A 25,987-nucleotide genomic window follows, 5' to 3' on the forward strand; every position below is an offset into this window, starting at 1 on the left:
GGTTATCTCCGGGTCGGGTCGAAAGTGGCGGGCAACGTGGCCCAGCAGGCGTCGTAGCGGGTTTGCAGTTGCGGGCAGTCCAGGGCGAAACGGCTCGGACGCAGCACCTGGCTGGTCTCGAACATGAAGGCCATGGTGTTATCGATTTTTGCCGGGGCCAGTTCGGCGTTGATCGCCCGGGTGCAGGTTTCGCCGTCCGGGCCGTGGGCGCTCATGCAGCTGTGCAGCGACGCACCACCGGGCACGAAGCCTTCGGCCTTGGCGTCGTACTCGCCCGTGATCAGGCCCATGAACTCGTTCATCAGGTTGCGGTGGAACCACGGCGGCCGGAAAGTTTTCTCGGCCACCATCCAACGGGGCGGGAAGATCACGAAGTCCAGGTTGGCCAGGCCGTGAACGCTGGTCGGCGACGTCAGGACGGTGAAAATCGACGGGTCTGGATGATCGAAGCTGACCGTGCCGAGGGTGTTGAACCGACGCAGGTCATACTTGTACGGCACGTTGTTGCCGTGCCAGGCGACCACGTTGAGGGGCGAATGATCGAGTTCGCAGCCCCACAACTGACCGAGGAATTTCTGCACCAGCACCGTCGGTTGCGTGAGGTGTTCGTAGTGCGCGACCGGGGTCAGGAAATCTCGCGGATTGGCCAGGCCGTTGCTGCCGATAGGCCCCAGGTCCGGCAGGCGCAGCGGCGCACCGTGGTTCTCGGCGACGTACCCGCGCGCCTGCGGATCAAGCAACTCGACGCGAAATTTCAGGCCCCGTGGCAGCACGGCGATTTCCAGCGGTTGCACGTCCAGCACGCCCAGTTCGGTGGCAATGCGCAGGCGCCCGAGTTGCGGGACCAGCAACAGTTCGCCGTCGGCGTTGTAGAACACCCGCTCCATCGATTGGTTGGCGCGGTACTGGTGGATGCTGATGCCGGTCGGTTTATCGGCATCGGCATTGGCCACCATACTGACCAGGCCATCGATGAAATCCGTCGGTTCGGCAGGCATCTCCAGAGCATTCCAGCGCAGGCGATTGGGCGTCACTTCACCCAACGGGCCACCGGACAGCTGCCGCTCGAGCTTGACGAAGGCGGGGTGATTCGCCGAGGGCTGGATGCGATACATCCAGGTGCGTCGCGCTTCACTGCGGGGCATGGTGAACGCGGTGCCGGACAGCAGTTCGGTGTACAGGCCGTAGGGGGCTTTTTGCGGGGAGTTCTGGCCGACGGGCAGCGCGCCGGGTAACGCTTCGCTGCTGAATTCGTTGCCGAAGCCCGACTGATAAGCCAGCGCTGGCGACGTTGAATCGAGGTTCATGGAGCCTCCTGAACAGGGCGTAGGCAATGGCCGGCACTCTGTTGCAGAGGTGGCGGCATGCCTGGGTTATTTTTATCGTAATTCAATTACGCTTAACGTAATTTGATCGGTATTGACCGTCAAGCTATAAAGACGCCCATTCGTCCCGGATCAGATCGCCACCATGGAAACGCCGCGCAACAACGATAAACAGAAAGTCCGCTCGGCCGAGGTCGGCACCGACATCCTCAAGGCACTGGCGGAATTGGCGCCGTCGACTTCGCTGTCGCGCCTGGCCGAGCACGTGCAGATGCCGGCGAGCAAGGTCCATCGTTATTTGCAGGCACTGATCGCCAGCGGTTTTGCCGAACAGAACGCCACCACCAACCACTATGGCCTGGGGCGCGAAGCCCTGCGGGTGGGGTTGGCCGCACTCAACAGTATGGACGTGCTGAAAGTCGGCGCCCTGCCCCTGGCCGAGTTACGCGACGAGCTGAACGAAACCTGCTTCCTGGCGGTGTGGGGTAATCAGGGTGCAACGGTGGTGCACATCGAGCCGGCCGTGCGTGCGGTGACCGTGGTGACGCAATTGGGCTCGGTGCTGCCGCTGCTCAGTTCATCCACCGGGCTGGTGTTCGGCGCTTTTTTGCCCAAGCGTGAAACCATCGACTTGCGCGTCCAGGAACTGCACAACGTGAAGGCCCATGCGCTGGCCGATGATCAGGCTTACGCCACACTCTGCGAGCAGATCCGTCAGCGTGGCCTGCACCATGTGCATGGCTTGCTGATGCCGGGCGTCGATGCGTTGTCGGCGCCGGTGTTCAATGCCCTGGGCAACGTGGTTGCGGTGATGACCATCGTTGGCCCGGCGTCCCTGTTTCACGCCGACGAAAACGGCCCGGCGGCGCAGCGATTGCTGGCGGCGACACGGGCCGTGAGTTGGCGGATGGGATTTGAATCCACCGCACCGGGTTCATGAAAGACGGGGGTTTAACACCCGGTTTCAGGCCATGGCAGGTTCAGCCAGAAAAACCTTGGCCATGTCCGCACCCAGGCCATTGATTTCATCAAACTCCAGACCTTTGAAGCGGTATTTATCGTCGAATGTATGACGTTCGGAGAAAACGCCCATGTGCTCGCCGCCGAACTTTGGTACTTGCCCTTCCTGCAACATTAGAAAGCAGGCCCACACCAGGGACTCCGAGTAGATAACCAACTTTTCCTGAGGCGTATTGACACCGGTAATATAAACTTTATCGACATCGATGCCGCGACCACTTAACCGCGCATGCAGGATGGCACGCACGCGATCAATATTAAGATTTTCCATTTCTTCAATCCTTAATTAATAAAATGACAGTGCCCACCCAGCCATTCCATGACTGTTTGATATTTAAGCACTGGAGCGGATATTAGTTAAAACAACGACACTTGTAATCGTGCGGTGTGTTTTAATTTGTTGCGCAGAAAACAATAAAACAGCAACTAACAAAGACAGACGACAAACAGGACAAACTTGCATCAGGCCAAAGTAATGAACCCAGACTTCTTTGCCAGTGCCACCGCCTGCGTACGTCGTTCAACACCTAACTTGCTGTAAATTCGCCGCGCATGGGTTTTGACGGTGTGGAGCGAAATGAACAATTGCTCGGCAATCTGTTGATTGGAGTTGCCCTGGGCAATCAGGCTCAACACTTCGAGCTCACGTCCACTGAGCAAGTGGGCGTCCGTTGTCCCCGGGATCACGGGCGTACCTTCTTGCGATCGACTGAACAGGCTCGGCCGGCGCAGGCGCAGTTCGCGCTGGGGTTGCTGTAAATTGCAGCGGGCCGCCAGCTCCAGGCCTGTCTGCAGCGCAGCGCTGGCGCGCGCGGGTTGGCCTGTCAGGTCCGCCACTTCGCAGATGGCCAGATGCAGCTCGCACTCCAGGGCCAGCATCCCCTGAGCCTGCGCGCGTTCGAGCAAAGCCCCCAGCGTGTCGAGGGGGTTTTGCGCTTTTTGCAGATAGGTCTCGGCCAGCACCAACTGGTACTCGATACGGGCGATCAATTGCAACGTGGCCGGCGGGGCCTGGCGTGCGTGAGGCCCGCGGTAATGCCGCAGCACCCGGGTCAGGGCCTCGCAGGCCAGTTCCGGGCGCCCCTGTTGCAGCCAGAACTGACTGCTCAATTGCAGCAATGCCCCCCGGTAGACGGTGTCCGGAATCTGCCGCTGTTGCATCAACCGCTCGGCGTCGCGCAGGCGATTGAACGCCTGGGCGTAATCGCGCTGATTGGCGGCCAGCTGCGCCTGCCCGAGAAACCCATACAGCACGCGTTTATCCTGGCTGTGCAGGCAACGCTCGAGGCCGGCCTGAAAGAAACCACGAGCGACCTCGTCCTCGCCACGACTGAGGGCCAGACGACCTCGCCGCAGGGCGATTCGCCCCAACAGTGGAACGGCGCACTCGGCGCGGTCACTCAGCCATTGGTGAAGATGGGCCAGCAGATTCTCCGCCCGACAAGGCGCCCCTCGCTGCTCAAGGCACTGCGCATGATCGAGTTCCAGCAGCCCCTCGAACACCAGCGAATCCTGCGCACGCGCCAGGCACAAGGCCTCACGGTTGAGGGCTTGCGCCACGTCCAGCTCGCCACGCAACAGGGCCTGCTGGGTCAGCCCCGAGAGACACATCACCCGGGCATTCCAGACCTCGGGGCCGAGCTCGCCGAGCGCTGCCTGTAAATGGGCCTGCGATGGTTCCATGCGCCCCTGCAAATGCAGCAGCCACCCCTGCAATGTCTGCCAGCGCGCGATCAGTTGGCGTTGCAGCAACGCCGACGGCTGAGGCAGGAAGCGCGACAGATTGTCGATGCACTCACCCGCCTGCTCGAAACGCCCGGCAACCAGCAAGGCAGCGCTGATCAGCCCCACCAGTTGGGGCGAACCCAGCATCAGGGCCTCCCCCTTGCGCTCATGCAGGCGCAACAACAGCACGATGGTCTGCTCCTCGAACAGGTGCTCGAAACTGAAATGCCGCAACAGGCTGACCGCGACTTCAAATTCTTCGGCCAGCAAGGCCTGCTCGAAGGCCGCTTTCCAGTCGTGCTCGGCCGTGAACCACTGGCAGGCGCGACGATGCCAGGATCGCGCCTGCGGCCACTGTTCCTCACGCATCAACTGGGTCAGCGGCGCGAAAACCTGCAACCAGTCCGTGGAGTCCCGCCAGGGTTCGATGAAACAACCCAACGCCTGCAACGTACTCAGGCACTGGGCCCCCTCCCCGGCACCGAACAGGTGTTCGCACAAGCGGGCGTTGAATCGCGGCAAATGAGCCAGCACGCGCCAGGCCTCACTGAGTTGCGGGGTGAGAATGCCGAACAGCTCGTGTTCGAGGTAGTCATGCAGGGTGTCCGGCCGGCCGTGCAGTTGCTCATTGCGCGACCTGTCGCACTTTTGCAGCAGGGCAATGCGCACGCCCGCGCACCAGCCGCCGCTCAATTCGATGATTCGACCGGCACGCCTGGCGGCCTGCTCCGGCTCCAGGTGACGCAGCAGCCCGGCGATTTCGGCCTGGGTGAACGCCAGGGTTTCACGTTCGCAGTCGTACAGTTCGTCCGCGAGCAATAACCGTGGCCAATTGCACAGCGGGCGCCGGCGCGCACTCAACCACCAGGTGACCGCCGGGCTGCTGTCGGCCAGCAGGCGGTCGAGCAACGGGTCCAGCTCCGGATTGGGCGTGCGGCAATAGTCATCCAGGCACAGCCAGATCGGCGTTTGCACCCGTGCCAGGTGTGCGCGCAATCCGGCCTCGTCCACCGCGTCCGATCCCAGCCCCTGCGCCAGGCGCAGGACAAACTCAGCGGCACTGATCGACGCCCCGGCCAACGGCAGCCAACAGACCTGGCATGACGCCGGCGCACGCAACAGGCATTCGATGAGCAGCGCACTCTTGCCGCTGCCGGCCGGTGCACAGATCAGTTTGACCCGTGCGCTAGAGGCCAGCAGTGGCTCGGTCAGTCGCTCGCGAGACAGGTGATGGGTGGATAAACGGGGCAGGAATCCAGGACGGTCCGGCCATGCTGTCATGGCGGTCATAGCGGTGCGCCTTGTTATTTTTGTAGCGTCACCCTAGTCCTCTCCACACGGCTTGTTGAAGAAGTATTCAACACACTGATTGGCCCCTATAAAAAAGGTGACCGCAAAGTCACCTTTTTCTGTTGAACACGTAGGAATGATTACCTAACGCCTGTACTCCTCAGCGCTGCCGGCGTGTAGTCACCCGCTTTGGCTTCGATGCCGAACTCGAAACTGCGCTTCTCCTCGTTCTTCATGCCCAGGGCGATGTAGCGTCCGGCGATCAGGTCATACAACGCTTCAACGGTATAGGCCGGCACCTGATGATCGTAGTAGTTCTGCGCGTGCCCTTCAGCCACACGCCACAGTTGCCCGCGACCGTCGTAGTGGTCCGCCAGTGCCACCTGCCAGGTGTCTTCGTCGATGTACATGTGGCGTTTGGCATAGACGTGGCGCTCGTTGGGCTTGACCGTGGCGACGATTTCCCAGACCCGGTGCAGTTCGTAGCGGGTCAGGTCCTGGTTGATGTGCCCGGCCTTGATCACATCGGTGTACTTGAGGTCCGGCGAGTCGAGCTTGTAGCTGTTGTAGGGGATGTACATTTCCTTCTTGCCGATCAGCTTCCAGTCGTAGCGATCCGGCGCGCCGGAGAACATGTCGAAGTTGTCGGTGGTGCGCAACCCGTCGGACGAGGTGCCGACGCCGTCATACGCCACCTGCGGCGCACGCCGCACCCGACGCTGGCCAGCGTTGTAGATCCAGGCCTTGCGCGGTTCCCTGACCTGGTCGAGGGTCTCGTGAACCAGCAGCACGTTGCCCGCCAGCCGCGCCGGCGCCGTGACTTCCTGTTTGAAGTAATTGAGCACGTTATCGTCGCTGCCCGGCTTCAGATCCCCCAGCAGCGAAGGCACGGCCACTTCATCCTTGAAGCGGATGACGGTGAAATCGCCATTGGCCTGCGGCGTGGCCTGCGTGATGGTGCGACGCAGGTTGCCGCCGTGATAACGGGTGATGTGGTTCCAGATCACTTCGACGCCGTTCTTCGGAATCGGAAAGGCGTAGTAACGATTGCCGGTGAAATTGGCCAGGCCGTTACCGTCGTTGATCGGTGTCACGTTCAGCGCACTGCGCTTGGCCGATTCGTAGATGTCCGCCGGCACCGCCGCCGTACGATGCGTCGGATAGACCGGAATCCTGTAGGTCTGCGGGTAGCGCTTGAACATCGCGACCTGCCCGTCGGACAGCTTGTCCTTGTATTGATCGACGTTGGCCGCCGTGATGGTGAACAGCGGCTTCTCACTGGCAAAGGGGTCTGCCAGGAAGCCCTTGCTGTCCACCGCGCCGGCATTTTTCGGCAGGCCGCCGGTCCAGGCCGGAATCGAGCCATCGGCATTGCCGGCCTTTTCTGCGCCCAACGGCGTCAGGCTGGTGCCGAGCTTGTTCGCTTCTTCCGGCGACACCGCGGCCATTACATGGGCAGCCAACAGGCCCAGGGCCAGAACGCCACATTGCAAAATCATCTTGCGCATTGAAATCATCCTTCTCAGCCAGATCAGAAGTTCACGCCAAAGCTCAACGCCAGGAAGTCACGGTCTTCCAGAGTGTTGTAGTCACCACCGAAAAAATCGGTGTAACTCAGGCTCGCGGTGTAGGTGTTGCGGTAGTCCGCATCGACGCCGACGCTGATCGCCTTGGCGCCTTCGTTGAACAGCCCGTTGGGGCCGTAACCGGCGACGTCGTGGGACCACGACAGGTTGGGTTTGAAGTTGATCCCGGCGATCACGTTGTTGTAATCGAGGATCGCGCGGGCGCGATAACCCCAGGAGGTCGACGTGACGAAACCGTCGGTGTCGCCGCCGAAGCCGTATTGGCCGTAGACCGAATCACGGCCGTAACGCAGTTTGCTTTTGTCCTCCAGGCCACCGACGTGAACCACCGCCGCTTCGCCCACCAGGGTCAGCCGGTCGGCCCCGGCGAACTGATCGATGAAATGCGTCAGGGTGCTCTGGACCTGCGTCACCTCCTTGCGCCGATAGCCTTTGTTGTCAGCCCCGGGCCGAGTGGCAATCGGCGATGCCGCGCCGCCTGCAATCGGGTTGATCATGGCCAGGGTCAGGTCTGTGCTGTTGATCTGCACCGGCAGGTTGGGCCGGTAACTGATCTCGCCGGTCCACGCGGTGCCGGTGGGCAAGGTAGTGGAGAAGCTGGCGCCATAGAGACGGATGTCTTCCGGGTATTCGAGGTAATACTGGCCGCGCCCGAGCATCACGCTCTGGGCCAAGCCTGCACCGCTGCCGGGGGCGATGGCGTTCGCGGTTGCGATGATCGCCGGCAGCCGCGCCAGCGTACCCAGCCCGGCGGTGCTGGTGCCGACGTACGGCGTGCGGCTGTGGTAGTTCATGAAGTACAGGCCGTATTCGGTGTCGTCACCCAGCCAGCGCAGCGCCGTGCCCCATTGTCCGGAGTCGCGGGCATCGCGGTCGCCGCCACGGGGCACGATCACCCCTTCCCGGCCGACCTGGAAGCCTTGGCCAAACGCTGCGGCAATCGGTTGCAACGGAGCGATTGCAGGGCTGGCGACGGTGTAGCCGGTGGTGCAACCGTCCGCCGCGACGTCACCGCCGAAGAAGGTGCCGCAGTTGTCGAGAACGGTCTGGTCCCACTCCAGTTGATAGAAGCCTTCCACCGTCAGCTTGTCGGTCAGGCCCTGGGTGGCGAACAGCATGTTCACCGGTATCAGGCCTTCCTTGATCTCGGCGCCCGGACGGCGAAACGCGGAAACGTCGATCGGGTTGATGCTGTTGATCGAGTTGCCGATGAACGTGCTTTCCCCCCAGCTGACCACCTGCTTGCCGGCACGCACCGAGCCCGGCAGGTCGGCGATCGAATAGTTGTGATAGACGAAGGCATCGAGGATTTCCGCACCCGCCGACTTGGAACCCTCTTTGCGATTGTGATCGCTGATCGGCTTGAACGGCCGGTCTTCATCCTTCAGTTCGAAGTCGTACCAGTACTTGCCCCGCACGAACACGCCGGTGTCGCCGTATTTCAGCTCGAGGTCGTGGATGCCCTTGAAGATCTTCGAGAAGGTTTCACCCTTGGTGAAGTTCTGGCGTCCGTCGTCACCGGTCGATGCCTGCCCGCTGCCGCCGTTGACGGTGCCGACCAGCGACTGCTTGGCATCGCGCATGCCCCAGCTCGCGCCGACCGAAAGCGAAGAGTCGAACGTGGCCTCGATTTCTCCGATGTTGAATGAGACTGCCTGCGCCTGGGCACAGCAACCCAAGGCCACCGCAGTGGCCAGCGCCTGCGGCGTGAAGATGGCGCGCATTGTTGTTTTTGTCATGCGTCTTCCCCGGTGAGTGACAGAAGGCCACACCCTACTGCCGCCGCCGGGAGGCGATAAGCGCACGAAGGAGGTATTTGCGGTGTCGCTCGAAAGGATGAATGGCCTTGCAGCGCACGGGATTGCGCCAGGCATGGACGCAGTGGATAGGGGCTGATCAGTCAGACGCATGATGTAACAGAGCCAATCGAATCCCCGGCCCCCGACTGTTGCTCAGCCTGCAATACTGCATGTCGGGAATCGCTATTTTTCCTTTGGGTTCAGCCGCTTATTCTTGTCTGGCTTTCACGAGGACCGCCTGGAAGGCCGTCGCGACGCGGTGTGATGCGGCGACAACATTCAGAGGAGTCGAAGGTTTTCGGCTCTTCACCCTGTGTGCACTGACGTTGATTTGTAGCTCCTTAATCCAACGTCTTACCTTGGCCGCTGCGTTTGCAGCGGCCTTTTTTTGGGGGTGAGTTTTTGATGACTGACGTCACTTGAGGAAAGTGACTACAGGAATCTGTAACCACGCGAAATGCCGAATGAGCAAAGCTGATCACTGCCGCAATCGCAGGATCAACCCACTCATACAAGAGCATTTTTATGAAGCCCATCCTCTATAACAAATTCCGCTCCATAAAAAGTTACAACAGCCGCATCCGCTTTCTTGTTTTCCATTACACCGCCGGCAACTTTTCCAATTCCCTCAGCACACTGACGGGCCCGAATGTGAGCGCCCACTACCTGATCCCCGACATGACGGACCAGAGTTATCTGGAGGCGGGCTATCGTGAGCAGGAAGTCTTCAATCTGGTCGACGAACAGCATCGCGCGTGGCACGCGGGCGTCAGCGCCTGGGGCAGTCGAACCAGTTTGAACGACACCGCGATCGGCGTGGAAATCGTCAACCTTGCATCCTTCAAGGATGGCGTGTTCACGTTTCCGCCCTATCATCCGGCGCAGATCGAGGCGATTGAAACGCTGGCGTTGAACATCCTGGGACGTTACCCGGATATCGCTCCGACCCAGGTTCTCGGTCATTCGGACATTTCAATCGGTCGCAAAAGCGACCCGGGACCGAGGTTTCCCTGGCATGCGCTGTATTTGAAGGGCGTCGGCGCCTGGTTCGATGAAACCACTCAACAGACTTTCCAGGATCAGTACACGCAAACGGCAATGCCGGAGCGGGCCGAATTGCTCAGGCTGTTCAAGACCTATGGCTATGACGTTTGCGGCGCGGTCAACGATCAAGGCTTCACCCAACTGGTGCGGGCGTTTCAGTTGCACTTCCGCCCCGAGCGATACGACGGGGTCATGGATGTGCAAACCGCGGCGAACCTGGCGGCGCTGGTCAGCAAGTACTTTGCGTAAATGTTGAGACACTGCGGGAGCGACCCTGCTCGCTCCCACCCACAGGCCGGATCGTCAGATCGCGTACTTCTGCAGGTTGTTCATCATTTCCTTCAGCGCTTCGATGTTGTCTTTCGGGTGCGCCGCGCCTTCAAAATCACAAATCTGCTGCCAGTGGGCGGCCACGTCTTCAGGCGAGAACCCGGCCCGTGGATCGAACCCCGCGCCGAGGCTGCGCTCCCAGCGCACTTTGCCCATCCAGCCGCCGCCCACCTCGAAGAGCCCGGAGGTTTCCTGGCAGTTTTCGCTGGCCAGGTACACCACCAACGGGCTGACCAGTTCCGGCTTGAGTTGCTCGAACACCTGCGGCGGGATCAGGCCTTCGGTCATGCGGGTGCCGCCGGTGGGGGCAATGGCGTTGACCAGGATGTTGTTCTTGCGACCTTCGATGGCCAGGGTGCGGGTCAGGCCATAGAGGCCAAGCTTGGCCATGCCATAGTTGGACTGGCCGAAGTTGCCGTAGATGCCCGAGGTCGACGCCGTGAAGATCACCCGGCCGTAGTTTTGCTCGCGCAGGTGTGGCCAGGCGGCGCGGGTGACTTTGTAGGCACCCTCGACGTGCACGCGATACACCAGGTCCCAATCGGCATCGTCCATCTTGTGAAAGGTCTTGTCGCGCAGGATGCCGGCGTTGTTGACCACGACGTCGACACGGCCGAAGGCATCGAGGGCGTTCTGAACGATTTTTTCGCCGTCGGTGACGGAGTCGTGGTTGGCCTCGGCAATGCCGCCCGCCTCGCGGATCTCCGCCACCACGCGATCGGCAGCCGACGCGTTGGCACCTTCACCCTGGGTCGAGCCGCCGAGGTCGTTGACCAGCACCTTGGCCCCGTGGCGGGCGAACAGCAACGCGTGGGCACGCCCCAGGCCGCCGCCGGCGCCAGTAATGATCACGACTTTATCTTCGAAACGCACAGACTCGTTCATTGCGGGGCTCCAGCAGGCCAGGGACTATGAATCCGAGTGTCGGCCACGCAGGGTCGGGTCACAATGATCCCGGGCAAGGCTGAATGGTGTGCGATAAGGCTGGGGGATGATGCGCCTGCGGAATGGACTGTCTGCATGCTCTTTATGAGAGAACGCGTGGGCGCGCGCGCCGGCTCCGGGCGGCGTTCCGGCGAGGGTTTTCAATGAAGGCGCGAGATGTCCGGACGCTTTTCGCGAGCAAGCTCGTTGCCACAGCAGTCGAAGCTGGTCCTACGAGCACGCGACTTTGAGCGGCGCAGGCGTCAGCCGGTCACGAAACGCCAGGTAGTGCTCCAATACCTGTGCCGGCGCCTCGGTCTGCGGGTAGTGGCCGATGCCGGGCAACAACACCGTGTCCGGGCTGGGGATCAGTTGCTGATAGCGCTGGACCATGTGCGCGCCGGAAATTGGATCGACTTCGCCATCGATGACCCGCAACGGCACTTCGCCGCGCTGCATGGCGCTGACCCAGCGGTCGCGCTGGACCCGTCGCTCGGGAATGTAGCTGATCAGTTTGTGCAGGATCCGTGGTCCGCGATTGCTCTCCACCAGGCTCCAGAAGTCATCCAGTTCACTCTCGGTTGGCCGGCTCTGCGGACCGAAGATCTGCCGGAAACTTTTCACCAGCGCATCGCGAGAGAACGCACGACCGATCATCCAGCCCAGCGGGCTGAGCAACAGTTTCTGCATCAGCACCGGGCGATGGGTTTCCGGAAACAGGCCACCGTTGAGAAACACGCAACTGGCCAGATGAATGCGCGCTTCGTAGTGCCGGGCCAGCAGTTCCTGGGCCACGCTGTCCCCGTAGTCGTGGGCCAGCAAGTGCACCGGTTGCTCGACACCCAGGTGCTCCAGCAGCGCCTGTTGCAGATCGGCCTGTTCCAGCAGGCTGTATTCGTGGTCCAGTGGTTTGGCCGAATCACCGAAGCCCAGCATGTCGCAGGCGATCAGGCGATAGCGCTGGGCCAGGGGCTGCCACAGGTAATGCCAGTCCCAGCTGGCGGTGGGAAAGCCATGGATCAGCAGCAGCGGCTCACCCTGCCCGGCCGTCCAGTAACGCACGGTCTGGCCATGGAACACGAACGACTGACCGCGTTTGCGCCAGACACTCAGGGGAATCTCGGCAAGAGGCATCAGAGTTTGTATCCCGCGTCTTGTTGATCGAGTTTGCGCAGCAACGCTGGCCAGGCCAGTGCGCCGCCCATCCCTTGAGCGCTTTTGGTGACACCGGCGATCATCGCCTTGGCGCCCGCCAGAATCGGCGGCGGGATGGCAATCAGTTCGGCACCGCCGCTCTGCGCCATGACCTGGATGTCGCAGGTGCGCTGAAAGATGAACATCATCAGGAACGTGTCGGCGATGGTGCCGCCGCAGGTCAGCAGGCCGTGGTTGTGCAGCATCAGGAAATTGCTTTCACCGAGGTCGGCCTGCAACCGCGCCTTCTCTTCAGGGTTCAGCGCGACACCTTCGTAGGCATGAAAGGCCAGGCTGGACAGGACGAACAACGACTGCTGGCTGATCGGCAGGATGCCCTGCTTCTGCGCCGACACGGCAACGCCCGATGCCGTATGGGTATGCAGCACGCAGGCCACATCGTGGCGCACCTCGTGCACGGCGCTGTGGATGGTGTAGCCCGCCGGATTGATCTCGTAAGGGCTGTCCATCAACTTGTTGCCCGCCTGGTCGACCTTGACCAGGCTCGATGCGGTGATCTCATGGAACATCAACCCGAACGGATTGATCAGGAAGTCTTCGGTGCCGGGCACCTTGGCGGAAATGTGGGTGAAAATCAGATCGTCCCAGCCATGCAGGGCGACCAAGCGGTAACAGGCAGCCAGGTCGACACGGGTCTGCCACTCGGCGGCACTGACCTGATCTCTGACAGAGTGGGGCGATTGGACGGGGGCTACGCTCACGGCAAGGAACTCCTGTTCTTATTATTCTGCTCACGTGAAGCAGTCTAGTCAGGCAGCGAGGTTCCTGTAGTTGCATTGGCAGCCAGCTTGATGGCCGAGCGAGTCAGTCCGCGAAGTCGTCTGGATCCATGTCAAAGGACCGACGCCAACAAGGGCGCAGCGAACAGATTCAACAGGCCCGTCAACACCATCACCAGCCCCGCCACCGAGCCTTCCTCGCCGCCGACTTCACGCGCCCGACTGACCCCGGCACCGTGCGCGCCGACACCGAACAGGGCGCCGCGGGCCAGGGCACTGCGCAGGGGCAGCCACTTGAGGAGGATGCCGCCCAGCATCGCCCCGAACACCCCGGTGAACATGACGAACACCGCCGTCAGCTCTGGCACGCCTCCCAGGTCGTGGGCCAGGGGCATGGCGAATGGCGTGGTGATCGAGCGCGGCACCAGCGACATCGTCACCGAGCTGTCCAGCGCCAGCGCCCTGGCCAGCCCGAACAAGCTGCCGATGGACGCCGCGCTGCCGGCCAGCATCCCGAGCAGAAGGGCCGACCAATGCCGCATCAGCACCTGGCGCTGCTGCCAGATCGGCACCGCGAATGCGACGGTCACCGGCCCCAGAACCCCCATCAGCCAATGAGTGTTGCTCGAGTATTCGGCGTACGCGGTGTGCAGCGGCACCGCGAGCGCCAGCAGCAAGGCCGGCACCAGAATCAGCGGCGACAGCAGGTAACGCCCGGTGCGCTGATAGATCCAGCGACTGAATCCATACGCCAGCAGCGTGAAGACCAGCCAGAACATCGGCATCCACTCAAGCTTCACGGGTCCTCCTCAAGCGCACCACCCATTCGACGGTGAACGCCGTCACCAGCATCACCACCAGGGTGCTGACGCCGATCACCAGCAGGATGCGCCAGCCTTCGTCACGCAACAGCCCCCCGTAATCGAGCAGGCTCATCAGCGCCGGGATAAAGAACAGCAGCATCTCGGCCATCAACAGACCGGCGCCCTTCTGCAACGTGGCCGGCTTGACCAGCCCCAGCGCGAACGCCAGCAGCAACAGCGCCATGCCGATGACACCACCGGGAATCGGCCAACCCGACCAGACAGCCAGCCGGCAGCCGAGCCCATAGATCGCCAGCAGGACCGCCAGTTCGGTGGCCAGCCGGGCCAGGTTTTTCAGGGTGGATGCATTCATGTCTTCAGTCCTCGCCGGCTCATTTTACGGAGCGGGCTGCCATCCCCGAAGCGAATTGTTAGACTCAAAGCCATTCCATAATGGAATCAGGCAATGGAATTCAAACAGCTGCGCAGCTTCGTCGAAGTCATGCACCAAGGGGGCTTCACCCAGGCGGCCAAGACCCTGCACATCAGTCAGTCGGCCGTGAGCAAGCAGGTCGCCCAACTGGAAAAGAGCCTCGGTACGCCGCTGCTCGAACGCCTCGGCTCGCAATTGCGCCTGACCGCCGCCGGCAGCGTGGTGCTGCAGCGCGCCGAAGGCATGCTGCGCCTGCGCAACGAACTGCTCAGCGAGCTCGATGACTTGAGCCAACTGGCCCGGGGCGAATTGCGCCTGGGGTTGCCACTGCTGGGCAGCGATGCGCTGTTCGCCGAGTTGTTCGCCGAATACCGGCGTCGCTACCCCAACATCAGCATTCACTTGCTCGAAGGCGGCAGCCTGAACATCGAGCAGGGTGTCCTGAGCGGAGAGCTGGAACTGGGCGGTAGCTTGCTGCCCAAGGACCCGCAGTTCGCCTTCCAGCCGTTTTGCGATGAACCGATGGACGCGTTGTTGCCGACCGATCACCCACTGGCGACAAAGACCGCGATCAGGCTGGAGGAATTGGCGGATACGCCGTTTCTGTTGTACCAGCGCAGCTTCGTGCTCAACGACCGATTGCTGCAAGCCTGCCAGCAAGTGGGTTTCACCCCGAAGGAAGGCGGGCGCAGCGGCCAGGCGGACTTCCTCGCCGCGCTGGTGGCGGCCGGGCAAGGCGTGGTGCTGTTGCCACGAGTGGTGGCGCGGGGGCTGGTGCGACCGGGCGTGGTCCGCCTGACCTTGAAGGCCCCCGCCTACCTGCGCTGGGACATCGCGTTCATCTGGCGCGAGGGCGCCTACCTGTCCAAGGCCGCACAAGCCTGGCTCGCGCTGTTGCGCGAGCGGCCCGTCAGCCGCGCAGAGCGCTGACCAGTTGCGCCAGCCAGGGCTCGGCGTCGGTTTCCGGGGTCACGCTTTCGCTGGCGTCCAGGCGCAGCATCGGCAGCACTTCGCGAACACCCATTTCACCCAGCAACTCACGCATCAGCTCGCCGCCGCCACAGAACGTGTCGCCGTAACTCGCATCGCCCAGGCCGATCACCGCCCCCGGCAAACCGCGCCAGGCCGCCGGCAACTGATCGCGGAGGGCGAAGTACAAGGGTTGCAGGTTGTCTGGCAACTCGCCCATGCCGGTGGTCGAGGTCACTGCCAGGAACGCTTCGGGGCCAAAGGCCTGGACATCGGCGAAGCTCGCGCGAGGATTGTGGAACACCTCGAAACCTGCGGTCTTCAAAAGGTTCGCGGCGTGGCGGGCGACTTCTTCAGCCGTGCCGTACACCGAGCCGGAAAGGATGGCGACTTTCATCAATCTGATCCTGGAGCTGTGTAAAAGACCGGGATATTAACAGCACCGTCCTGAATGTTCTTTTAGACTTCAGCAGGTCCAACAATGAGAAAAACATCAAAATGATCAACGCCCATCTACTGCAAATGGTGGTCAACGCGTCCAACGACGGCATTGTGATCGCAGAGAAGGAAGGCGAACACGACAACATCCTGATTTACGTCAACCCGGCGTTCGAACGCATGACCGGCTATAGCAGCGAAGAAATCCTCTATCAGGATTGCCGCTTCCTGCAGTCCGGCGACCGTGACCAAGAGGGGCTGGCGGTGATTCGCGACACCTTGCAGCGCGGCGGCGCGTGCCGGCAGACCCTGCGCAATTACCGCAAGGACGGCACACCCTTCTGGAATGAACTGTCGCTTTCGACAGTGAAAAACACCGCGGACGGCCAAACGTATTTTGTCGGCGTACAGAAAGACATCACCCTTCAGGTCAAGGCGCAACAGCGGGTTGCGCAGCTGGAAGCGCAGGTCGCCGAGCTGCAAAACGAGCTGGCCGTACTAAAAGCGACGAACGGTTAAAACAAAATAAAGAATTGAGTGTCATTAACTACAATCACCGATGCCTTTGTAACTTTTTCTTTCGAGCAGATCATGCAACGTGACGCACTCCTGACCCAGGATGAGCTGGATTTTATCCAGACCATGCAACACAACCCGCAACTCAACGTGCGGGATGCAACGTCGAGTCTGCTCGTCAACGGTGGTTCGCAAATCCGTGACCTGCTCACGCGCCTCGCGGCGCACGAGCAGGTGACCATCCAGGCCAGTTTCGAAAACCAGCAGATGACCTTCCCGCTGCACCTGGTGGAAGATGAGTTTCATGCCCTGCATCTGCGCCTGGGCGTTCCCAGCATCTATGAGGACGGGCCGTCGATACGGCCATGGCGCCTGGTACTCGAGGAACCGGTTGCCCTGGAAAACGCCAGTGGCCAGCCCGGGACGCTGTGGGTGCACGAGGTGTCGTTCAAGGGTGTCCTGCTGGAAGTGCGCAACAAGACCAAACCGCCCAAGCATTTCGCCCTGTGGTTCAGCCCTTCAGGCTACGAACGCATCGCGATGCGTGGCACCTTCGAAAAAGAAGCCGAAAACGGCTTCTACGCCTATCAATTGAGCCAGAGCGACACGGACGAAACCGAGCGCCTGCGCCAGTTCATCCTCCAGCAGCACCGGCTGACGCATCCCGCCCTGCACCTCTGATTCAGGTATCCAGGGTGCCCGCCAGGAACTGCTTCAAGCGCTGACGCATTTCCGTTCCCTCGTTGCCCAGGCATCCGATGGACGTTCCGGCCAGGCTCTCCTGCGCCAGATCGGACGCATCCCCCGCCAGCATCAACTGACAGTCCAGGCTCATGGCCAATCGATTGAGCCGGCGCGGCAGGTCGGGAGCCGGTGCGTGATTGGAAAACAGCACCAGCGCCTGCGGCTTGATCTTTTCGCAGACCAGCGTCAGCTCATCGAGCGGCTGGCCAATGGTCAGCAACCGCACCCCCATGTCATTGCCGCTCAGGAACAATGCCGCGATCAGCAATTCGAGCTCACGGCACTGGCCCGCCAGGGCGCTGATGATCACCCGACGGGGTGAATTGCGCATCAGCAGCAGGCGTTGCAATACCCGCGTACGCAGGTACCCGTCATAGAACAGCCACTCGCTGGTCTGGCCGAACTGGTCCTGGTGCTGCAGCAGCCGCTTCCACAGCGGGATCAGAATGTCCTGGAACACCACCGACTGGGAGTAGCTGGAAAAGATCTGCCCGTAGACCTGATCCAGCTGAACGTCGTCAAAGGCGCTGACGGCGGCATGCACCTGTTGCTGCCATTGCGCGTAGTCGGCCTGTACGAGCTCATTGGGGATGATGTGCGACAGCGCCTGAAGCGGCGCAGATTTGGCCAGGATCCTGCCGACCTTGCTGACGGCAACGCCGCGGTCGAGCCAGCCGAGGATGCTGTGGACCCGCTCGATATCGGCCAGCGCATACAAACGATGCCCGCTTTCGGTGCGCGTCGGCTGGATCAGACCGTAACGACGCTCCCAGGCGCGCAGCGTGACCGGGTTGACGCCGGTCAGCCGAGACACCTCACGAATCGGAAACAGTTCTTCCTGGTCCAGTGAAACAGCCGTCGGGGAACCAGTGACATCGTCAATCAAGACAGGCATTGGGCAGACAACGCTTTTGGGCAAATTGGATCCTATCTTACCTCGCCTACCCCCTCTTGATTCAAGACATAGGTCAATGAGGATTGTCATCCGATAACCTGTAGAATCCGGCGTATTCCTTGCTTGTACCAAGACGCAGCCCACCACCCCGGCGCTGCGCCTGGCGAAACTCCTATCCGGAGTGACGCGTTCGACTTACGGAGTTACATGATGACTACCTCACCCGTCACACTGATGGTTGCGCGCCGCGTCGCCGATGGACGCTATCAGGACCTGATGGCCTGGCTTCGCGAAGGCGAACAACTGGCCACCGACTTCCAGGGTTATCTCGGCTCTGGCGTGCTTGCCCCGCCACCCGGCGGCGACGAATTCCAGATCATCTTCCGCTTTGCCAATGAACAGACCATGCAGGCGTGGGAGCACTCGGCCTCGCGCACGGCTTGGCTGACCCGCGGCAGCGACCTGTTCGCGCACAAGACCGAACATCGCGTGAGCGGCATCGAAGGCTGGTTCGGTGCGGCCGGCCAGCGCCCGCCCCGCTGGAAACAGGCAGTGGCCATCTGGCTGGCGTTCTTCCCGGTATCGTTGCTGTTCAACCTTGTCCTCGGTCCGCTGCTGGGCGAATTGAGCCTGCTGCCACGGGTGCTGATCAGCACGCTGTGCCTGACGCCGCTGATGGTCTACTTCTTCATTCCGCTGTCGACCCGGCTGCTGGCGGGCTGGCTGAACAGCGCCCCGCTGCGGCGAGTGTCGACCGAAGCCACCCGCTGAAGTCGCCTTCGTGCCGGAGCGAGCGCGCTCCGGCAGGGCTGACGCAATTGCAGCCATAGGTGAACCTCGCGTTGCGCTGGTATAGTTTTGCACTGACCGCAACGCGAGCCGTTCATGACCTCTTCATCCGCCCCGATCCTCATTACCGGTGCCGCCCAACGGGTCGGCCTGCACTGTGCGCAGCGGTTGCTCGAAGACGGGCATGCGGTGATTTTCAGCTACCGCACGGAACGCCCCGGCGTCCAGACGCTGCGTGATCTGGGTGCAACGGCGCTGTTCGCCGACCTGTCCAGCGAAGCCGGCATTTTCGCTTTCATCGGCGAACTGAAAAACCACACCGACAGTCTGCGGGCAATTATCCACAACGCCTCCGAATGGCTGGCCGAGACCCCGGACACCGACGCCGAGGCCTTCACCCGCCTGTTCAGCGTGCACATGTTGGCGCCCTACCTGATCAACCTGCACTGCGTCGACCTGCTGCGACGCTCGAACCCGGCCGATATCGTGCACATCAGCGATGACGTGACCCGCAAGGGCAGCAGCCAGCACATCGGCTACTGCGCCAGCAAGGCCGGGCTCGACAGCCTGACCCTGTCCTTCGCGGCGAAGTACGCGCCCGCCATCAAGGTCAACGGGATTGCCCCGGCCCTGCTACTGTTCAATCCGCACGACGACGCGACGTATCGCGCCAAGGCACTGGCCAAGTCGGCGCTGGGCATCGAACCCGGCAGCGAAGTGATTTACCAGAGCCTGCGTTATTTGCTCGACAACCCTTATGTCACCGGCACGACCCTGACCGTCAACGGCGGACGGCACCTCAAGTAGGCGACGCAGCGAGGATCATCCATGACGTTTTCCCTGCACCAGAATGCGCTGTCCCAAAGCTATCGCGAGATTCTCATCGGCCTGGGCGAGAACCCCGACCGTGAAGGCCTGCTCGACACTCCGATGCGCGCGGCCAAGGCCATGCAGTACCTTTGCCACGGTTATGAGCAGAGTCTCGAAGAGATCGTCAATGGCGCGCTGTTCGCCTCCGACAACGATGAAATGGTGATCGTCGACAACATCGAGTTGTACTCGCTCTGCGAACATCACATGCTGCCCTTCATCGGCAAGGCGCATGTGGCTTATATTCCAACGGGCAAGGTGCTGGGCCTGTCGAAGATTGCACGGCTGGTGGACATGTTCGCCCGACGCCTGCAGATCCAGGAAAACCTCACCCGGCAAATCGCCGACGCCGTGCAACAGGTCACGGGGGCGGCCGGTGTCGCGGTGGTCATCGAGGCCCGGCACATGTGCATGATGATGCGCGGCGTCGAGAAACAGAATTCGACCATGAACACCTCGGTGATGCTCGGCGCTTTCCGCGAGTCGAGCAACACCCGCCAGGAGTTCCTGCAATTGATTGGACGGAGCAAGTAGTAATGCCACAACTTCAACCAGGCATGGCACGCATCCGGGTAAAGGATCTGTGCCTGCGCACCTACATCGGTATCAACGAGGACGAGATCCTCAACAAGCAGGATGTGTTGATCAACCTGACCATCCTTTACGCAGCCCAGGAAGCGGTGCGTGACAATGACATCGATCACGCGCTGAATTACCGGACCATCACCAAGGCAATCATCGCCCACGTCGAGGGCAATCGCTTTGCCCTGCTCGAACGCCTGACCCAGGAAATTCTTGACCTGGTCATGGCCAACGCGTCGGTGCTGTACGCGGAAGTGGAGGTCGACAAACCCCACGCCCTGCGCTTCGCCGAGTCGGTGTCAATCACCTTGGCAGCGAGCCGCTAGCTACAAGCTTCACGCCGCACGCTGTAAACTTCGATCCACCACCACCCATCCTGCAGCTTGAAGCTCGCCGCTGACAGCTGTCTCGCAGAGACGCCCCATGACCGAGCAACAACGCCTCGAACTTGAAGCCGCCGCCTTCCGTCGGCTGGTCGCGCACCTGGACAGCCGCAAGGACGTGCAGAACATCGACCTGATGAACCTCTCGGGTTTCTGCCGCAACTGCCTCTCCAAGTGGTACAAGGCCGCCGCCGACGAACGCCAGATCGAGGTCAGCCTCGATGACGCCCGCGAAGTCGTCTACGGCATGCCGTACGCCGAGTGGAAAGCCCAATACCAGAAAGAAGCCAGCGCCGAACAACAGGCGGCGTTCGCCAAAGGAAAACCCCATGACTGACTTGAACACCCTGCGCACCCGCCTCAAGAGCGGCGAACACGTCTTTGCCGACACCCTGGCGTTCATTGCCGCGGGTTACGACTACCAGCCGCAGGCTTTCAACAACGGCGGCGTGGAAAATGCCGCCGGGCAGAACGAAGGTTCGTGCAAGACCCTGGGCCTGGCCCTGCTCGAAGGCCTGAGCGACGAAGAAGCGCTGCTGGCCTTCGGCGAGCATTACCGCAGCGTCGTCGCCACGCCTGAGGGCAGCGATCACGGCAACATCCGCGCACTGATCGCCCACGGCCTGGCCGGGGTGAAGTTCAACCAGCCGCCACTGACCCGCCGCTGAATCTGCACGCTGGGCGCGAGCAGGCTCGCTCCCACGGCGCACATCCCGACTTTTAAGATTGACCCGGCAACTTTATTTCGTTTGCCGGGCACCACCGCTCGCGGCTTAGATAAATGGACGTTCTCCTTCTTCCGAGTCGGTCATCCATGAGCAGCGAATCCATCAGCCAGTCGATCAACGTCGTCCACCCCGTCACCCTCAGCCACGGCAAAAATGCCGAGGTCTGGGACACCGCCGGCAAACGCTACATCGACTTCGTGGGCGGCATCGGCGTGTTGAACCTCGGTCATTGTCACCCGCGCATCGTCGAGGCCATCCGCGAGCAAGCCACGCGGCTGACCCATTACGCGTTCAATGCCGCTGCGCACACGCCCTATCTGGACTTCATGGAGCGCCTGGCCGGGTTCGTTCCGCTGGACTACCCCGTCAGCGGCATGCTCACCAACAGCGGCGCGGAAGCGGCCGAGAACGCCTTGAAGATCGTCCGTGGCGCGACCGGTCGCACCGCCGTCATCGCCTTCGACGGCGCCTTCCACGGCCGCACCCTCGGCACGCTCAATCTCAACGGCAAGGTCGCGCCCTACAAGCAAAAGGTTGGCGTGCTACCCGGCCCGGTGTATCACCTGCCCTTCCCCAGCAAAGACAACGGGGTGACCTGTGCGGACGCCTTGAAGGCGCTGGACAGGCTGTTCAGCGTCGAAATCGATATCGAAGACATCGCCTGTTTCATCGTCGAACCGGTGCAGGGCGAAGCCGGTTTCCTGGCACTGGACATCGAGTTCGCCAAGGCCCTGCGCCGTTTGTGCGATGAAAAGAACATCCTGTTGATTGCCGATGAAATCCAGTCCGGGTTCGGGCGCACCGGTCAGCGCTTTGCGTTTACACGGCTGGGCATCGAACCGGACCTGATCCTGCTCGGCAAGAGTATCGGCGGTGGCATTCCGCTGGGCGCGGTGATTGGACGCAAGGCGCTGCTGGACATCTTGCCCAAGGGTGGGCTCGGCGGCACTTACTCGGGCAACCCGATTGCCTGCGCCGCCGCCTTGGCGACGCTGGACGAAATGACCGATGCCAACCTGCACAACTGGGGCTCGCAGCAGGAGCAAGCGATCGTCAGCCGCTACGAAGCCTGGCGCGCCGACAACCTGTCGCCGTACCTGGGACGCCTGACAGGCGTCGGCGCCATGCGCGGCATCGAACTGGCCAACGCCGACGGCACGCCAGCCCCGGCCCAGTTGACCCAACTGCTGGCCCTGGCACGTGACGCCGGCTTGCTGTTGATGCCCAGCGGCAAGTCCCGCCACATCATCCGGTTGCTGGCGCCGTTGACCATTGAGGCCGAAGTCCTGGAGGAAGGCCTGGACATTTTTGAAGCATGTCTGCAGAAACTGGCCTGATAACACCATCCCTTGTGGGAGCGGGCTTGCTCGCGAAAGCGTCGTGTCAGGCGATATCAATGTTGACTGCCACACCGCCTTCGCGAGCAAGCCCGCTCCCACAGGGTACGTGATCAGGCATTAAACGTGAGCACAAAAAAAACCGGCCGAAGCCGGTTTTTTCATTTCAACAGTCTCAGAACGAAGCGTTCTGCAGACCGTCGAGGTAGCGCTCGGTGTCCAGCGCCGCCATGCAGCCTGCACCCGCCGAGGTGATCGCCTGGCGGTAAACGTGGTCAGCCACGTCGCCGGCGGCGAAGATCCCTTCGACGCTGGTCGCAGTCGCGTTGCCGTCGCGGCCGCCCTGAACCACCAGGTAGCCGTCCTTGAGCGTCAGCTGGCCCTCGAACAGCGAGGTGTTCGGGGTGTGGCCGATGGCGATGAACACGCCGTCGACTTTCACTTCGTCGAAGCTGCCGTCGTTGTTTTTCAGACGGGCGCCGGTCACGCCCATGTTGTCGCCCAGGACTTCGTCCAGGGTCGAGTTCAGCTTCAGGATGATCTTGCCTTCGGCCACACGGGCGTTGAGCTTGTCGATCAGGATCTTCTCGGCGCGGAAGGTATCGCGACGGTGGATCAGGGTCACGGTGCTGGCGATGTTGGCCAGGTACAGTGCTTCTTCGACAGCGGTGTTGCCGCCACCGACCACGGCCACCGGCTTGTTGCGGTAGAAGAAACCGTCGCAGGTCGCGCAGGCCGAAACGCCCTTGCCCATGAACGCTTCTTCCGACGGCAGGCCCAGGTAGCGGGCGCTGGCGCCGGTGGCGATGATCAGGGCGTCGCAGGTGTAGGTCGCGCTGTCGCCGGTCAGGGTGTACGGCTTGGCGGCGAAGTCCACGGCGTTGATGTGATCGAAAACGATCTCGGTCTCAAAGCGCTCGGCGTGCTCTTTCATGCGTTCCATCAACACCGGACCGGTCAGGCCGTGGACGTCGCCCGGCCAGTTGTCGACTTCGGTGGTGGTGGTCAATTGACCGCCGGCCTGCATGCCGGTGATCAGCAGCGGCTTGAGGTTGGCACGGGCGGCATAGACCGCAGCGCTGTAACCGGCAGGGCCGGAACCGAGAATAATCACTCGCGAATGACGGACTTCAGACATGACCTGCTCCTGTTGACCGGCCCAAAACCACTGGCACGGAACGCCGGGCTGCCGGCGTGAATAAAAAAGGACCATTGAAAGCACTTGGGGAAGGCTTGAACTCGACAGTCCTGTAAAAGAATGGGTGCAATGTATCGAGGGGGCGAAGATTAAGGAAATACGGTTTAACAATCCAGCTCATAGGTGGTCTCTATCCTGTTGCCGCGTGTTTACAGGCGCCTTTGTTACAGCTGATGTCGATCCATTGCCCGTGCTTTCGCCCGCCCGGCAAAGCCGGTAAGGTCGGCGCGTTTCCCCTCTCTCGGAGCACGATATGCCCGCACCTGTTCTGTCCGGCCCACAATACCTGCGCGAAGGCCTCAAGCTGGTTCTGAGCCCCAGCCTGCGGCTTTTCGTATTGCTTCCCCTGGTGATCAACCTGGTGCTGTTCGTCGGATTGATCTATCTGGCCGGCCATCAGTTCAGCCTGTGGGTCGATACGCTGATGCCAACCCTGCCCGACTGGCTGGGTTTTCTCAGTTATCTCCTCTGGCCGATCTTCGTGGTGCTGGTAGTACTGATGGTGTTTTTCACCTTCACCATGCTCGCCAACATCATCGCAGCCCCCTTCAACGGCTTCCTCGCCGAGAAAGTCGAAGTGGTGGTGCGCGGCACCGATGATTTCCCGGCGTTCAGCTGGGGCGAACTGATCGCCATGGTCCCGCGCACCCTGGCCCGGGAAATGCGCAAGCTCGGCTACTTCCTGCCACGCGCCATCGGCCTGTTCATCCTCTCGTTCATTCCCGTGGTCAACATCATCGCCGCGCCGTTGTGGCTGCTGTTCGGCGTCTGGATGATGGCGATCCAGTACATCGACTACCCGGCGGACAACCACAAACTCGGCTGGAACGAGATGCTCGCCTGGCTGCGGCAGAAGCGCTGGCAGAGCATGAGCTTTGGCGGCATGGTTTACCTGGCGCTGCTGATTCCGCTGGTCAACATCCTGATGATGCCGGCCGCCGTGGCCGGGGCGACGCTGTTCTGGGTCCGCGAGCGTGGCGCGGAGAGCCTGGTGAGCCAGCGCTGAGCCGGTCACAAATCCATCATCAAACCGCCACACCGGCGACATGGCCTCAGTCGACACTGAGGCCATGACGACAGCTCTGCATATCACCCTGATCACCGAAACCTTCCCTCCCGAAATCAACGGCGTGGCCAATACCCTTGGCCGCTTGTGCGACGGTCTGCGCGCGCGCGGGCATCAGGTGGAGCTGGTGCGGCCACGACAGGGATGCGATCAGCAGGCGGGCAGCGACGATGAATTGCTGCTGTGCCGCGGCTGGCCGCTGCCGGGGTATCCGGGTCTGCAATGGGGCCAGTCGTCGATGCACAAACTGTTGCGACGCTGGACGCGCCAGCGCCCGGACGTGCTGTACATCGCCACGGAAGGTCCGCTGGGCCTGTCCGCGTTGCGTGCGGCGCGGCGCCTGGGGATTTCTGTGGTGAGCGGTTTCCACACCAATTTCCAGCAGTACTCCGACCAGTATGGGTTCGGCCTGCTCACGCGGCTGCTGACCCACTACCTGCGCTGGTTCCACAATCGCTCGAACCTGACCCTGGTGCCGAGCGTCAGCCAGCGGATGGAACTGGAGCGCCGGCATTTCGAGCGCCTGGCGCTGCTGTCCCGAGGGGTCGACAGCCAGTTGTTCCACCCGAGCAAGCGCCTGCAATCACTGCGCGAACAATGGGGGCTGGGCGAGAAGGACATTGCCGTCATCCACGTAGGACGCCTGGCACCGGAGAAAAACCTCGGCTTGCTCAAGCGTTGCCTCGACACGCTGACAACGACTTATCCACAGCGAAAAATAAAACTGCTCATCGTCGGCGACGGCCCGCAACGGGCCGCGCTGGAGAAGAACGTGCCGGAGGCGATTTTCTGCGGTGCGCAACGTGGCGAAGCCCTCGCCGCGCATTACGCGTCAGGTGATGTGTTCGTGTTTCCGAGCCTGACCGAAACCTTTGGCAATGTGGTGCTTGAAGCACTGGCGTCGGGGCTGGGCGTGGTGGCCTACGATCAGGCGGCCGCGGCGCAGCATATTCGCCACGGCTACAACGGCGTGCTGGCCATGCCAGGGGACGAAGCGGCGTTCTGCGATGCCGCCGCGTGGCTGCTGGAAGAGCGCGAGACCCTGCGTTGCGTGCGGCTCAATGCGCGCCAGCATGCGAGCCGTCAGGGCTGGGCAGCCATTATCGAGCAGTTCGAGGGGCAGTTGCGGGGGGCTTGCGTGGGGGAGGCGGTGGTGCGTGGGGCTGCTTCCCTGCCTTGAGATTTTTTGTTGGATTTGAAGCCGTCATCGCGAGCAGGCTCGCTCCCACACCGGATCTCTGGTGCACAGAAGATTCCCC

The 25,987-nt window shown here is 61.8% G+C and carries 27 protein-coding genes; 14 read left to right on the forward strand and 13 right to left on the reverse strand.

Annotation, left to right across the window (positions count from 1 at the left end; translation table 11 throughout):
• Positions 1–2: 2 nt before the first annotated feature.
• Positions 3–1,307 (reverse strand): homogentisate 1,2-dioxygenase, encoded by a 1,305-nt coding sequence (gene hmgA / locus ACM6IM_RS26660; RefSeq protein ID WP_414866749.1) that lies wholly within the window; start codon positions 1,305–1,307, stop codon positions 3–5.
• Between the two features lie 163 nt (positions 1,308–1,470).
• On the opposite strand from hmgA, the gene ACM6IM_RS26665 reads away from it, so the two are divergent.
• Complete coding sequence (locus ACM6IM_RS26665; RefSeq protein WP_201194735.1) at positions 1,471–2,265, forward strand: IclR family transcriptional regulator; 795 nt, start codon at positions 1,471–1,473, stop codon at positions 2,263–2,265.
• A 24-nt stretch (positions 2,266–2,289) separates the two neighbouring features.
• Here ACM6IM_RS26665 and ACM6IM_RS26670 read toward each other — a convergent pair whose 3' ends face one another.
• The 4 genes from ACM6IM_RS26670 to ACM6IM_RS26685 form a co-directional block, all read right to left on the reverse strand.
• Complete coding sequence (locus ACM6IM_RS26670; RefSeq protein ID WP_414866750.1) at positions 2,290–2,616, reverse strand: hypothetical protein; 327 nt, start codon at positions 2,614–2,616, stop codon at positions 2,290–2,292.
• Positions 2,617–2,807: 191 nt separating this feature from the next.
• Complete coding sequence (locus ACM6IM_RS26675) at positions 2,808–5,360, reverse strand: LuxR C-terminal-related transcriptional regulator (protein WP_414866751.1); 2,553 nt, start codon at positions 5,358–5,360, stop codon at positions 2,808–2,810.
• 140 nt (positions 5,361–5,500) lie between these two features.
• A complete protein-coding gene (locus ACM6IM_RS26680) occupies positions 5,501–6,868 on the reverse strand; it encodes a DUF1329 domain-containing protein (protein ID WP_414866752.1) in 1,368 nt (455 codons plus the stop codon).
• 23 nt (positions 6,869–6,891) lie between these two features.
• Positions 6,892–8,685 (reverse strand): DUF1302 domain-containing protein, encoded by a 1,794-nt coding sequence (locus ACM6IM_RS26685; RefSeq protein ID WP_192309796.1) that lies wholly within the window; start codon positions 8,683–8,685, stop codon positions 6,892–6,894.
• A gap of 585 nt (positions 8,686–9,270) precedes the next feature.
• On the opposite strand from ACM6IM_RS26685, the gene ACM6IM_RS26690 reads away from it, so the two are divergent.
• The gene (locus tag ACM6IM_RS26690; RefSeq protein WP_414866753.1) at positions 9,271–10,038 is read left to right on the forward strand and encodes an N-acetylmuramoyl-L-alanine amidase; all 768 of its coding nucleotides are present in this window, start codon (positions 9,271–9,273) and stop codon (positions 10,036–10,038) included.
• A gap of 54 nt (positions 10,039–10,092) precedes the next feature.
• Here ACM6IM_RS26690 and ACM6IM_RS26695 read toward each other — a convergent pair whose 3' ends face one another.
• From ACM6IM_RS26695 to ACM6IM_RS26715, 5 genes are all read right to left on the reverse strand, one after another.
• On the reverse strand, positions 10,093–11,004 hold the full coding sequence (locus tag ACM6IM_RS26695; RefSeq protein ID WP_414866754.1) for an SDR family oxidoreductase: 912 nt from the start codon (positions 11,002–11,004) through the stop codon (positions 10,093–10,095).
• A 270-nt stretch (positions 11,005–11,274) separates the two neighbouring features.
• Entirely contained in the window at positions 11,275–12,177 is a 903-nt protein-coding gene (locus ACM6IM_RS26700) for an alpha/beta fold hydrolase (RefSeq protein ID WP_414866755.1), read from the reverse strand.
• Positions 12,177–12,959: a class II aldolase/adducin family protein gene (locus tag ACM6IM_RS26705; protein WP_414866756.1), complete on the reverse strand. Its 783-nt coding sequence runs from the start codon at positions 12,957–12,959 to the stop codon at positions 12,177–12,179. Before ACM6IM_RS26705 ends, ACM6IM_RS26700 begins: the two co-directional genes overlap by 1 nt.
• A gap of 131 nt (positions 12,960–13,090) precedes the next feature.
• Positions 13,091–13,777, reverse strand: a complete 687-nt coding sequence (locus ACM6IM_RS26710) for an LrgB family protein (protein WP_414866757.1) — start codon at positions 13,775–13,777, stop codon at positions 13,091–13,093.
• On the reverse strand, positions 13,767–14,153 hold the full coding sequence (locus ACM6IM_RS26715; RefSeq protein WP_414866758.1) for a CidA/LrgA family protein: 387 nt from the start codon (positions 14,151–14,153) through the stop codon (positions 13,767–13,769). The genes ACM6IM_RS26710 and ACM6IM_RS26715 overlap by 11 nt, the downstream gene beginning before the upstream one ends.
• A 93-nt stretch (positions 14,154–14,246) precedes the next feature.
• Between ACM6IM_RS26715 and ACM6IM_RS26720 the strand changes: the two genes are divergently transcribed.
• Entirely contained in the window at positions 14,247–15,143 is an 897-nt protein-coding gene (locus ACM6IM_RS26720; protein ID WP_414866759.1) for a LysR family transcriptional regulator, read from the forward strand.
• Here the strand turns inward: ACM6IM_RS26720 and ACM6IM_RS26725 are convergent.
• Positions 15,124–15,579, reverse strand: coding sequence for a flavodoxin (locus ACM6IM_RS26725; RefSeq protein ID WP_201194718.1), 456 nt, complete (start codon positions 15,577–15,579; stop codon positions 15,124–15,126). The genes ACM6IM_RS26720 and ACM6IM_RS26725 overlap by 20 nt on opposite strands.
• Before the next feature lie 101 nt (positions 15,580–15,680).
• Here ACM6IM_RS26725 and ACM6IM_RS26730 point away from each other — a divergent pair, with 101 nt between their 5' ends.
• On the forward strand, positions 15,681–16,139 hold the full coding sequence (locus ACM6IM_RS26730) for a PAS domain-containing protein (protein ID WP_414866760.1): 459 nt from the start codon (positions 15,681–15,683) through the stop codon (positions 16,137–16,139).
• A gap of 72 nt (positions 16,140–16,211) precedes the next feature.
• The gene (locus tag ACM6IM_RS26735) at positions 16,212–16,817 is read left to right on the forward strand and encodes a hypothetical protein (RefSeq protein ID WP_201194714.1); all 606 of its coding nucleotides are present in this window, start codon (positions 16,212–16,214) and stop codon (positions 16,815–16,817) included.
• Position 16,818: 1 nt separating this feature from the next.
• Here ACM6IM_RS26735 and ACM6IM_RS26740 read toward each other — a convergent pair whose 3' ends face one another.
• Entirely contained in the window at positions 16,819–17,775 is a 957-nt protein-coding gene (locus tag ACM6IM_RS26740; RefSeq protein ID WP_192309770.1) for a MerR family transcriptional regulator, read from the reverse strand.
• 210 nt (positions 17,776–17,985) lie between these two features.
• Between ACM6IM_RS26740 and ACM6IM_RS26745 the strand changes: the two genes are divergently transcribed.
• The 7 genes from ACM6IM_RS26745 (at position 17,986) to ACM6IM_RS26775 (ending at position 22,464) form a co-directional block, all read left to right on the forward strand.
• On the forward strand, positions 17,986–18,546 hold the full coding sequence (locus tag ACM6IM_RS26745) for an antibiotic biosynthesis monooxygenase (RefSeq protein WP_414866761.1): 561 nt from the start codon (positions 17,986–17,988) through the stop codon (positions 18,544–18,546).
• Positions 18,547–18,660: 114 nt separating this feature from the next.
• A complete protein-coding gene (folM, locus tag ACM6IM_RS26750; protein WP_192309765.1) occupies positions 18,661–19,371 on the forward strand; it encodes a dihydromonapterin reductase in 711 nt (236 codons plus the stop codon).
• Between the two features lie 21 nt (positions 19,372–19,392).
• Positions 19,393–19,968: a GTP cyclohydrolase I FolE gene (gene folE / locus ACM6IM_RS26755; protein WP_414866762.1), complete on the forward strand. Its 576-nt coding sequence runs from the start codon at positions 19,393–19,395 to the stop codon at positions 19,966–19,968.
• A gap of 2 nt (positions 19,969–19,970) precedes the next feature.
• Positions 19,971–20,342 carry a dihydroneopterin triphosphate 2'-epimerase gene (gene folX / locus ACM6IM_RS26760; RefSeq protein WP_108218231.1) on the forward strand — a complete coding sequence of 124 codons (372 nt, stop codon included), beginning with the start codon at positions 19,971–19,973 and terminating at the stop codon, positions 20,340–20,342.
• A gap of 97 nt (positions 20,343–20,439) precedes the next feature.
• Entirely contained in the window at positions 20,440–20,736 is a 297-nt protein-coding gene (locus ACM6IM_RS26765; protein WP_192309761.1) for a DUF1244 domain-containing protein, read from the forward strand.
• The gene (locus tag ACM6IM_RS26770) at positions 20,729–21,067 is read left to right on the forward strand and encodes a HopJ type III effector protein (protein WP_192309758.1); all 339 of its coding nucleotides are present in this window, start codon (positions 20,729–20,731) and stop codon (positions 21,065–21,067) included. Before ACM6IM_RS26765 ends, ACM6IM_RS26770 begins: the two co-directional genes overlap by 8 nt.
• Positions 21,068–21,213: 146 nt before the next feature.
• Positions 21,214–22,464 (forward strand): aspartate aminotransferase family protein, encoded by a 1,251-nt coding sequence (locus ACM6IM_RS26775; RefSeq protein WP_414866763.1) that lies wholly within the window; start codon positions 21,214–21,216, stop codon positions 22,462–22,464.
• 175 nt (positions 22,465–22,639) lie between these two features.
• Here ACM6IM_RS26775 and trxB read toward each other — a convergent pair whose 3' ends face one another.
• A complete protein-coding gene (gene trxB, locus ACM6IM_RS26780; protein ID WP_192309753.1) occupies positions 22,640–23,602 on the reverse strand; it encodes a thioredoxin-disulfide reductase in 963 nt (320 codons plus the stop codon).
• Between the two features lie 313 nt (positions 23,603–23,915).
• Between trxB and cysZ the strand changes: the two genes are divergently transcribed.
• On the forward strand, positions 23,916–24,668 hold the full coding sequence (gene cysZ / locus ACM6IM_RS26785; RefSeq protein ID WP_192309751.1) for a sulfate transporter CysZ: 753 nt from the start codon (positions 23,916–23,918) through the stop codon (positions 24,666–24,668).
• A gap of 40 nt (positions 24,669–24,708) precedes the next feature.
• A complete protein-coding gene (locus ACM6IM_RS26790) occupies positions 24,709–25,908 on the forward strand; it encodes a glycosyltransferase family 4 protein (RefSeq protein ID WP_414866764.1) in 1,200 nt (399 codons plus the stop codon).
• Positions 25,909–25,987 lie beyond the last annotated feature (79 nt).

The sequence above is a fragment of the Pseudomonas sp. IT-P12 genome (assembly GCF_949767465.1).
In the GTDB taxonomy this organism is placed as follows: domain Bacteria; phylum Pseudomonadota; class Gammaproteobacteria; order Pseudomonadales; family Pseudomonadaceae; genus Aquipseudomonas.

Coding starts and splice junctions, on each gene's coding strand:
- hmgA (WP_414866749.1), bottom strand. CDS start 1,307: ATGAACCTCGATTCAACGTCGCCAGCGCTGGCTTATCAGTCGGGCTTC.
- ACM6IM_RS26665 (WP_201194735.1), top strand. CDS start 1,471: ATGGAAACGCCGCGCAACAACGATAAACAGAAAGTCCGCTCGGCCGAG.
- ACM6IM_RS26670 (WP_414866750.1), bottom strand. CDS start 2,616: ATGGAAAATCTTAATATTGATCGCGTGCGTGCCATCCTGCATGCGCGG.
- ACM6IM_RS26675 (WP_414866751.1), bottom strand. CDS start 5,360: ATGACCGCCATGACAGCATGGCCGGACCGTCCTGGATTCCTGCCCCGT.
- ACM6IM_RS26680 (WP_414866752.1), bottom strand. CDS start 6,868: ATGCGCAAGATGATTTTGCAATGTGGCGTTCTGGCCCTGGGCCTGTTG.
- ACM6IM_RS26685 (WP_192309796.1), bottom strand. CDS start 8,685: ATGACAAAAACAACAATGCGCGCCATCTTCACGCCGCAGGCGCTGGCC.
- ACM6IM_RS26690 (WP_414866753.1), top strand. CDS start 9,271: ATGAAGCCCATCCTCTATAACAAATTCCGCTCCATAAAAAGTTACAAC.
- ACM6IM_RS26695 (WP_414866754.1), bottom strand. CDS start 11,004: ATGAACGAGTCTGTGCGTTTCGAAGATAAAGTCGTGATCATTACTGGC.
- ACM6IM_RS26700 (WP_414866755.1), bottom strand. CDS start 12,177: ATGCCTCTTGCCGAGATTCCCCTGAGTGTCTGGCGCAAACGCGGTCAG.
- ACM6IM_RS26715 (WP_414866758.1), bottom strand. CDS start 14,153: ATGAATGCATCCACCCTGAAAAACCTGGCCCGGCTGGCCACCGAACTG.
- ACM6IM_RS26720 (WP_414866759.1), top strand. CDS start 14,247: ATGGAATTCAAACAGCTGCGCAGCTTCGTCGAAGTCATGCACCAAGGG.
- ACM6IM_RS26725 (WP_201194718.1), bottom strand. CDS start 15,579: ATGAAAGTCGCCATCCTTTCCGGCTCGGTGTACGGCACGGCTGAAGAA.
- ACM6IM_RS26730 (WP_414866760.1), top strand. CDS start 15,681: ATGATCAACGCCCATCTACTGCAAATGGTGGTCAACGCGTCCAACGAC.
- ACM6IM_RS26735 (WP_201194714.1), top strand. CDS start 16,212: ATGCAACGTGACGCACTCCTGACCCAGGATGAGCTGGATTTTATCCAG.
- ACM6IM_RS26740 (WP_192309770.1), bottom strand. CDS start 17,775: ATGCCTGTCTTGATTGACGATGTCACTGGTTCCCCGACGGCTGTTTCA.
- ACM6IM_RS26745 (WP_414866761.1), top strand. CDS start 17,986: ATGACTACCTCACCCGTCACACTGATGGTTGCGCGCCGCGTCGCCGAT.
- folM (WP_192309765.1), top strand. CDS start 18,661: ATGACCTCTTCATCCGCCCCGATCCTCATTACCGGTGCCGCCCAACGG.
- folE (WP_414866762.1), top strand. CDS start 19,393: ATGACGTTTTCCCTGCACCAGAATGCGCTGTCCCAAAGCTATCGCGAG.
- folX (WP_108218231.1), top strand. CDS start 19,971: ATGCCACAACTTCAACCAGGCATGGCACGCATCCGGGTAAAGGATCTG.
- ACM6IM_RS26765 (WP_192309761.1), top strand. CDS start 20,440: ATGACCGAGCAACAACGCCTCGAACTTGAAGCCGCCGCCTTCCGTCGG.
- ACM6IM_RS26770 (WP_192309758.1), top strand. CDS start 20,729: ATGACTGACTTGAACACCCTGCGCACCCGCCTCAAGAGCGGCGAACAC.
- ACM6IM_RS26775 (WP_414866763.1), top strand. CDS start 21,214: ATGAGCAGCGAATCCATCAGCCAGTCGATCAACGTCGTCCACCCCGTC.
- trxB (WP_192309753.1), bottom strand. CDS start 23,602: ATGTCTGAAGTCCGTCATTCGCGAGTGATTATTCTCGGTTCCGGCCCT.
- cysZ (WP_192309751.1), top strand. CDS start 23,916: ATGCCCGCACCTGTTCTGTCCGGCCCACAATACCTGCGCGAAGGCCTC.
- ACM6IM_RS26790 (WP_414866764.1), top strand. CDS start 24,709: ATGGCCTCAGTCGACACTGAGGCCATGACGACAGCTCTGCATATCACC.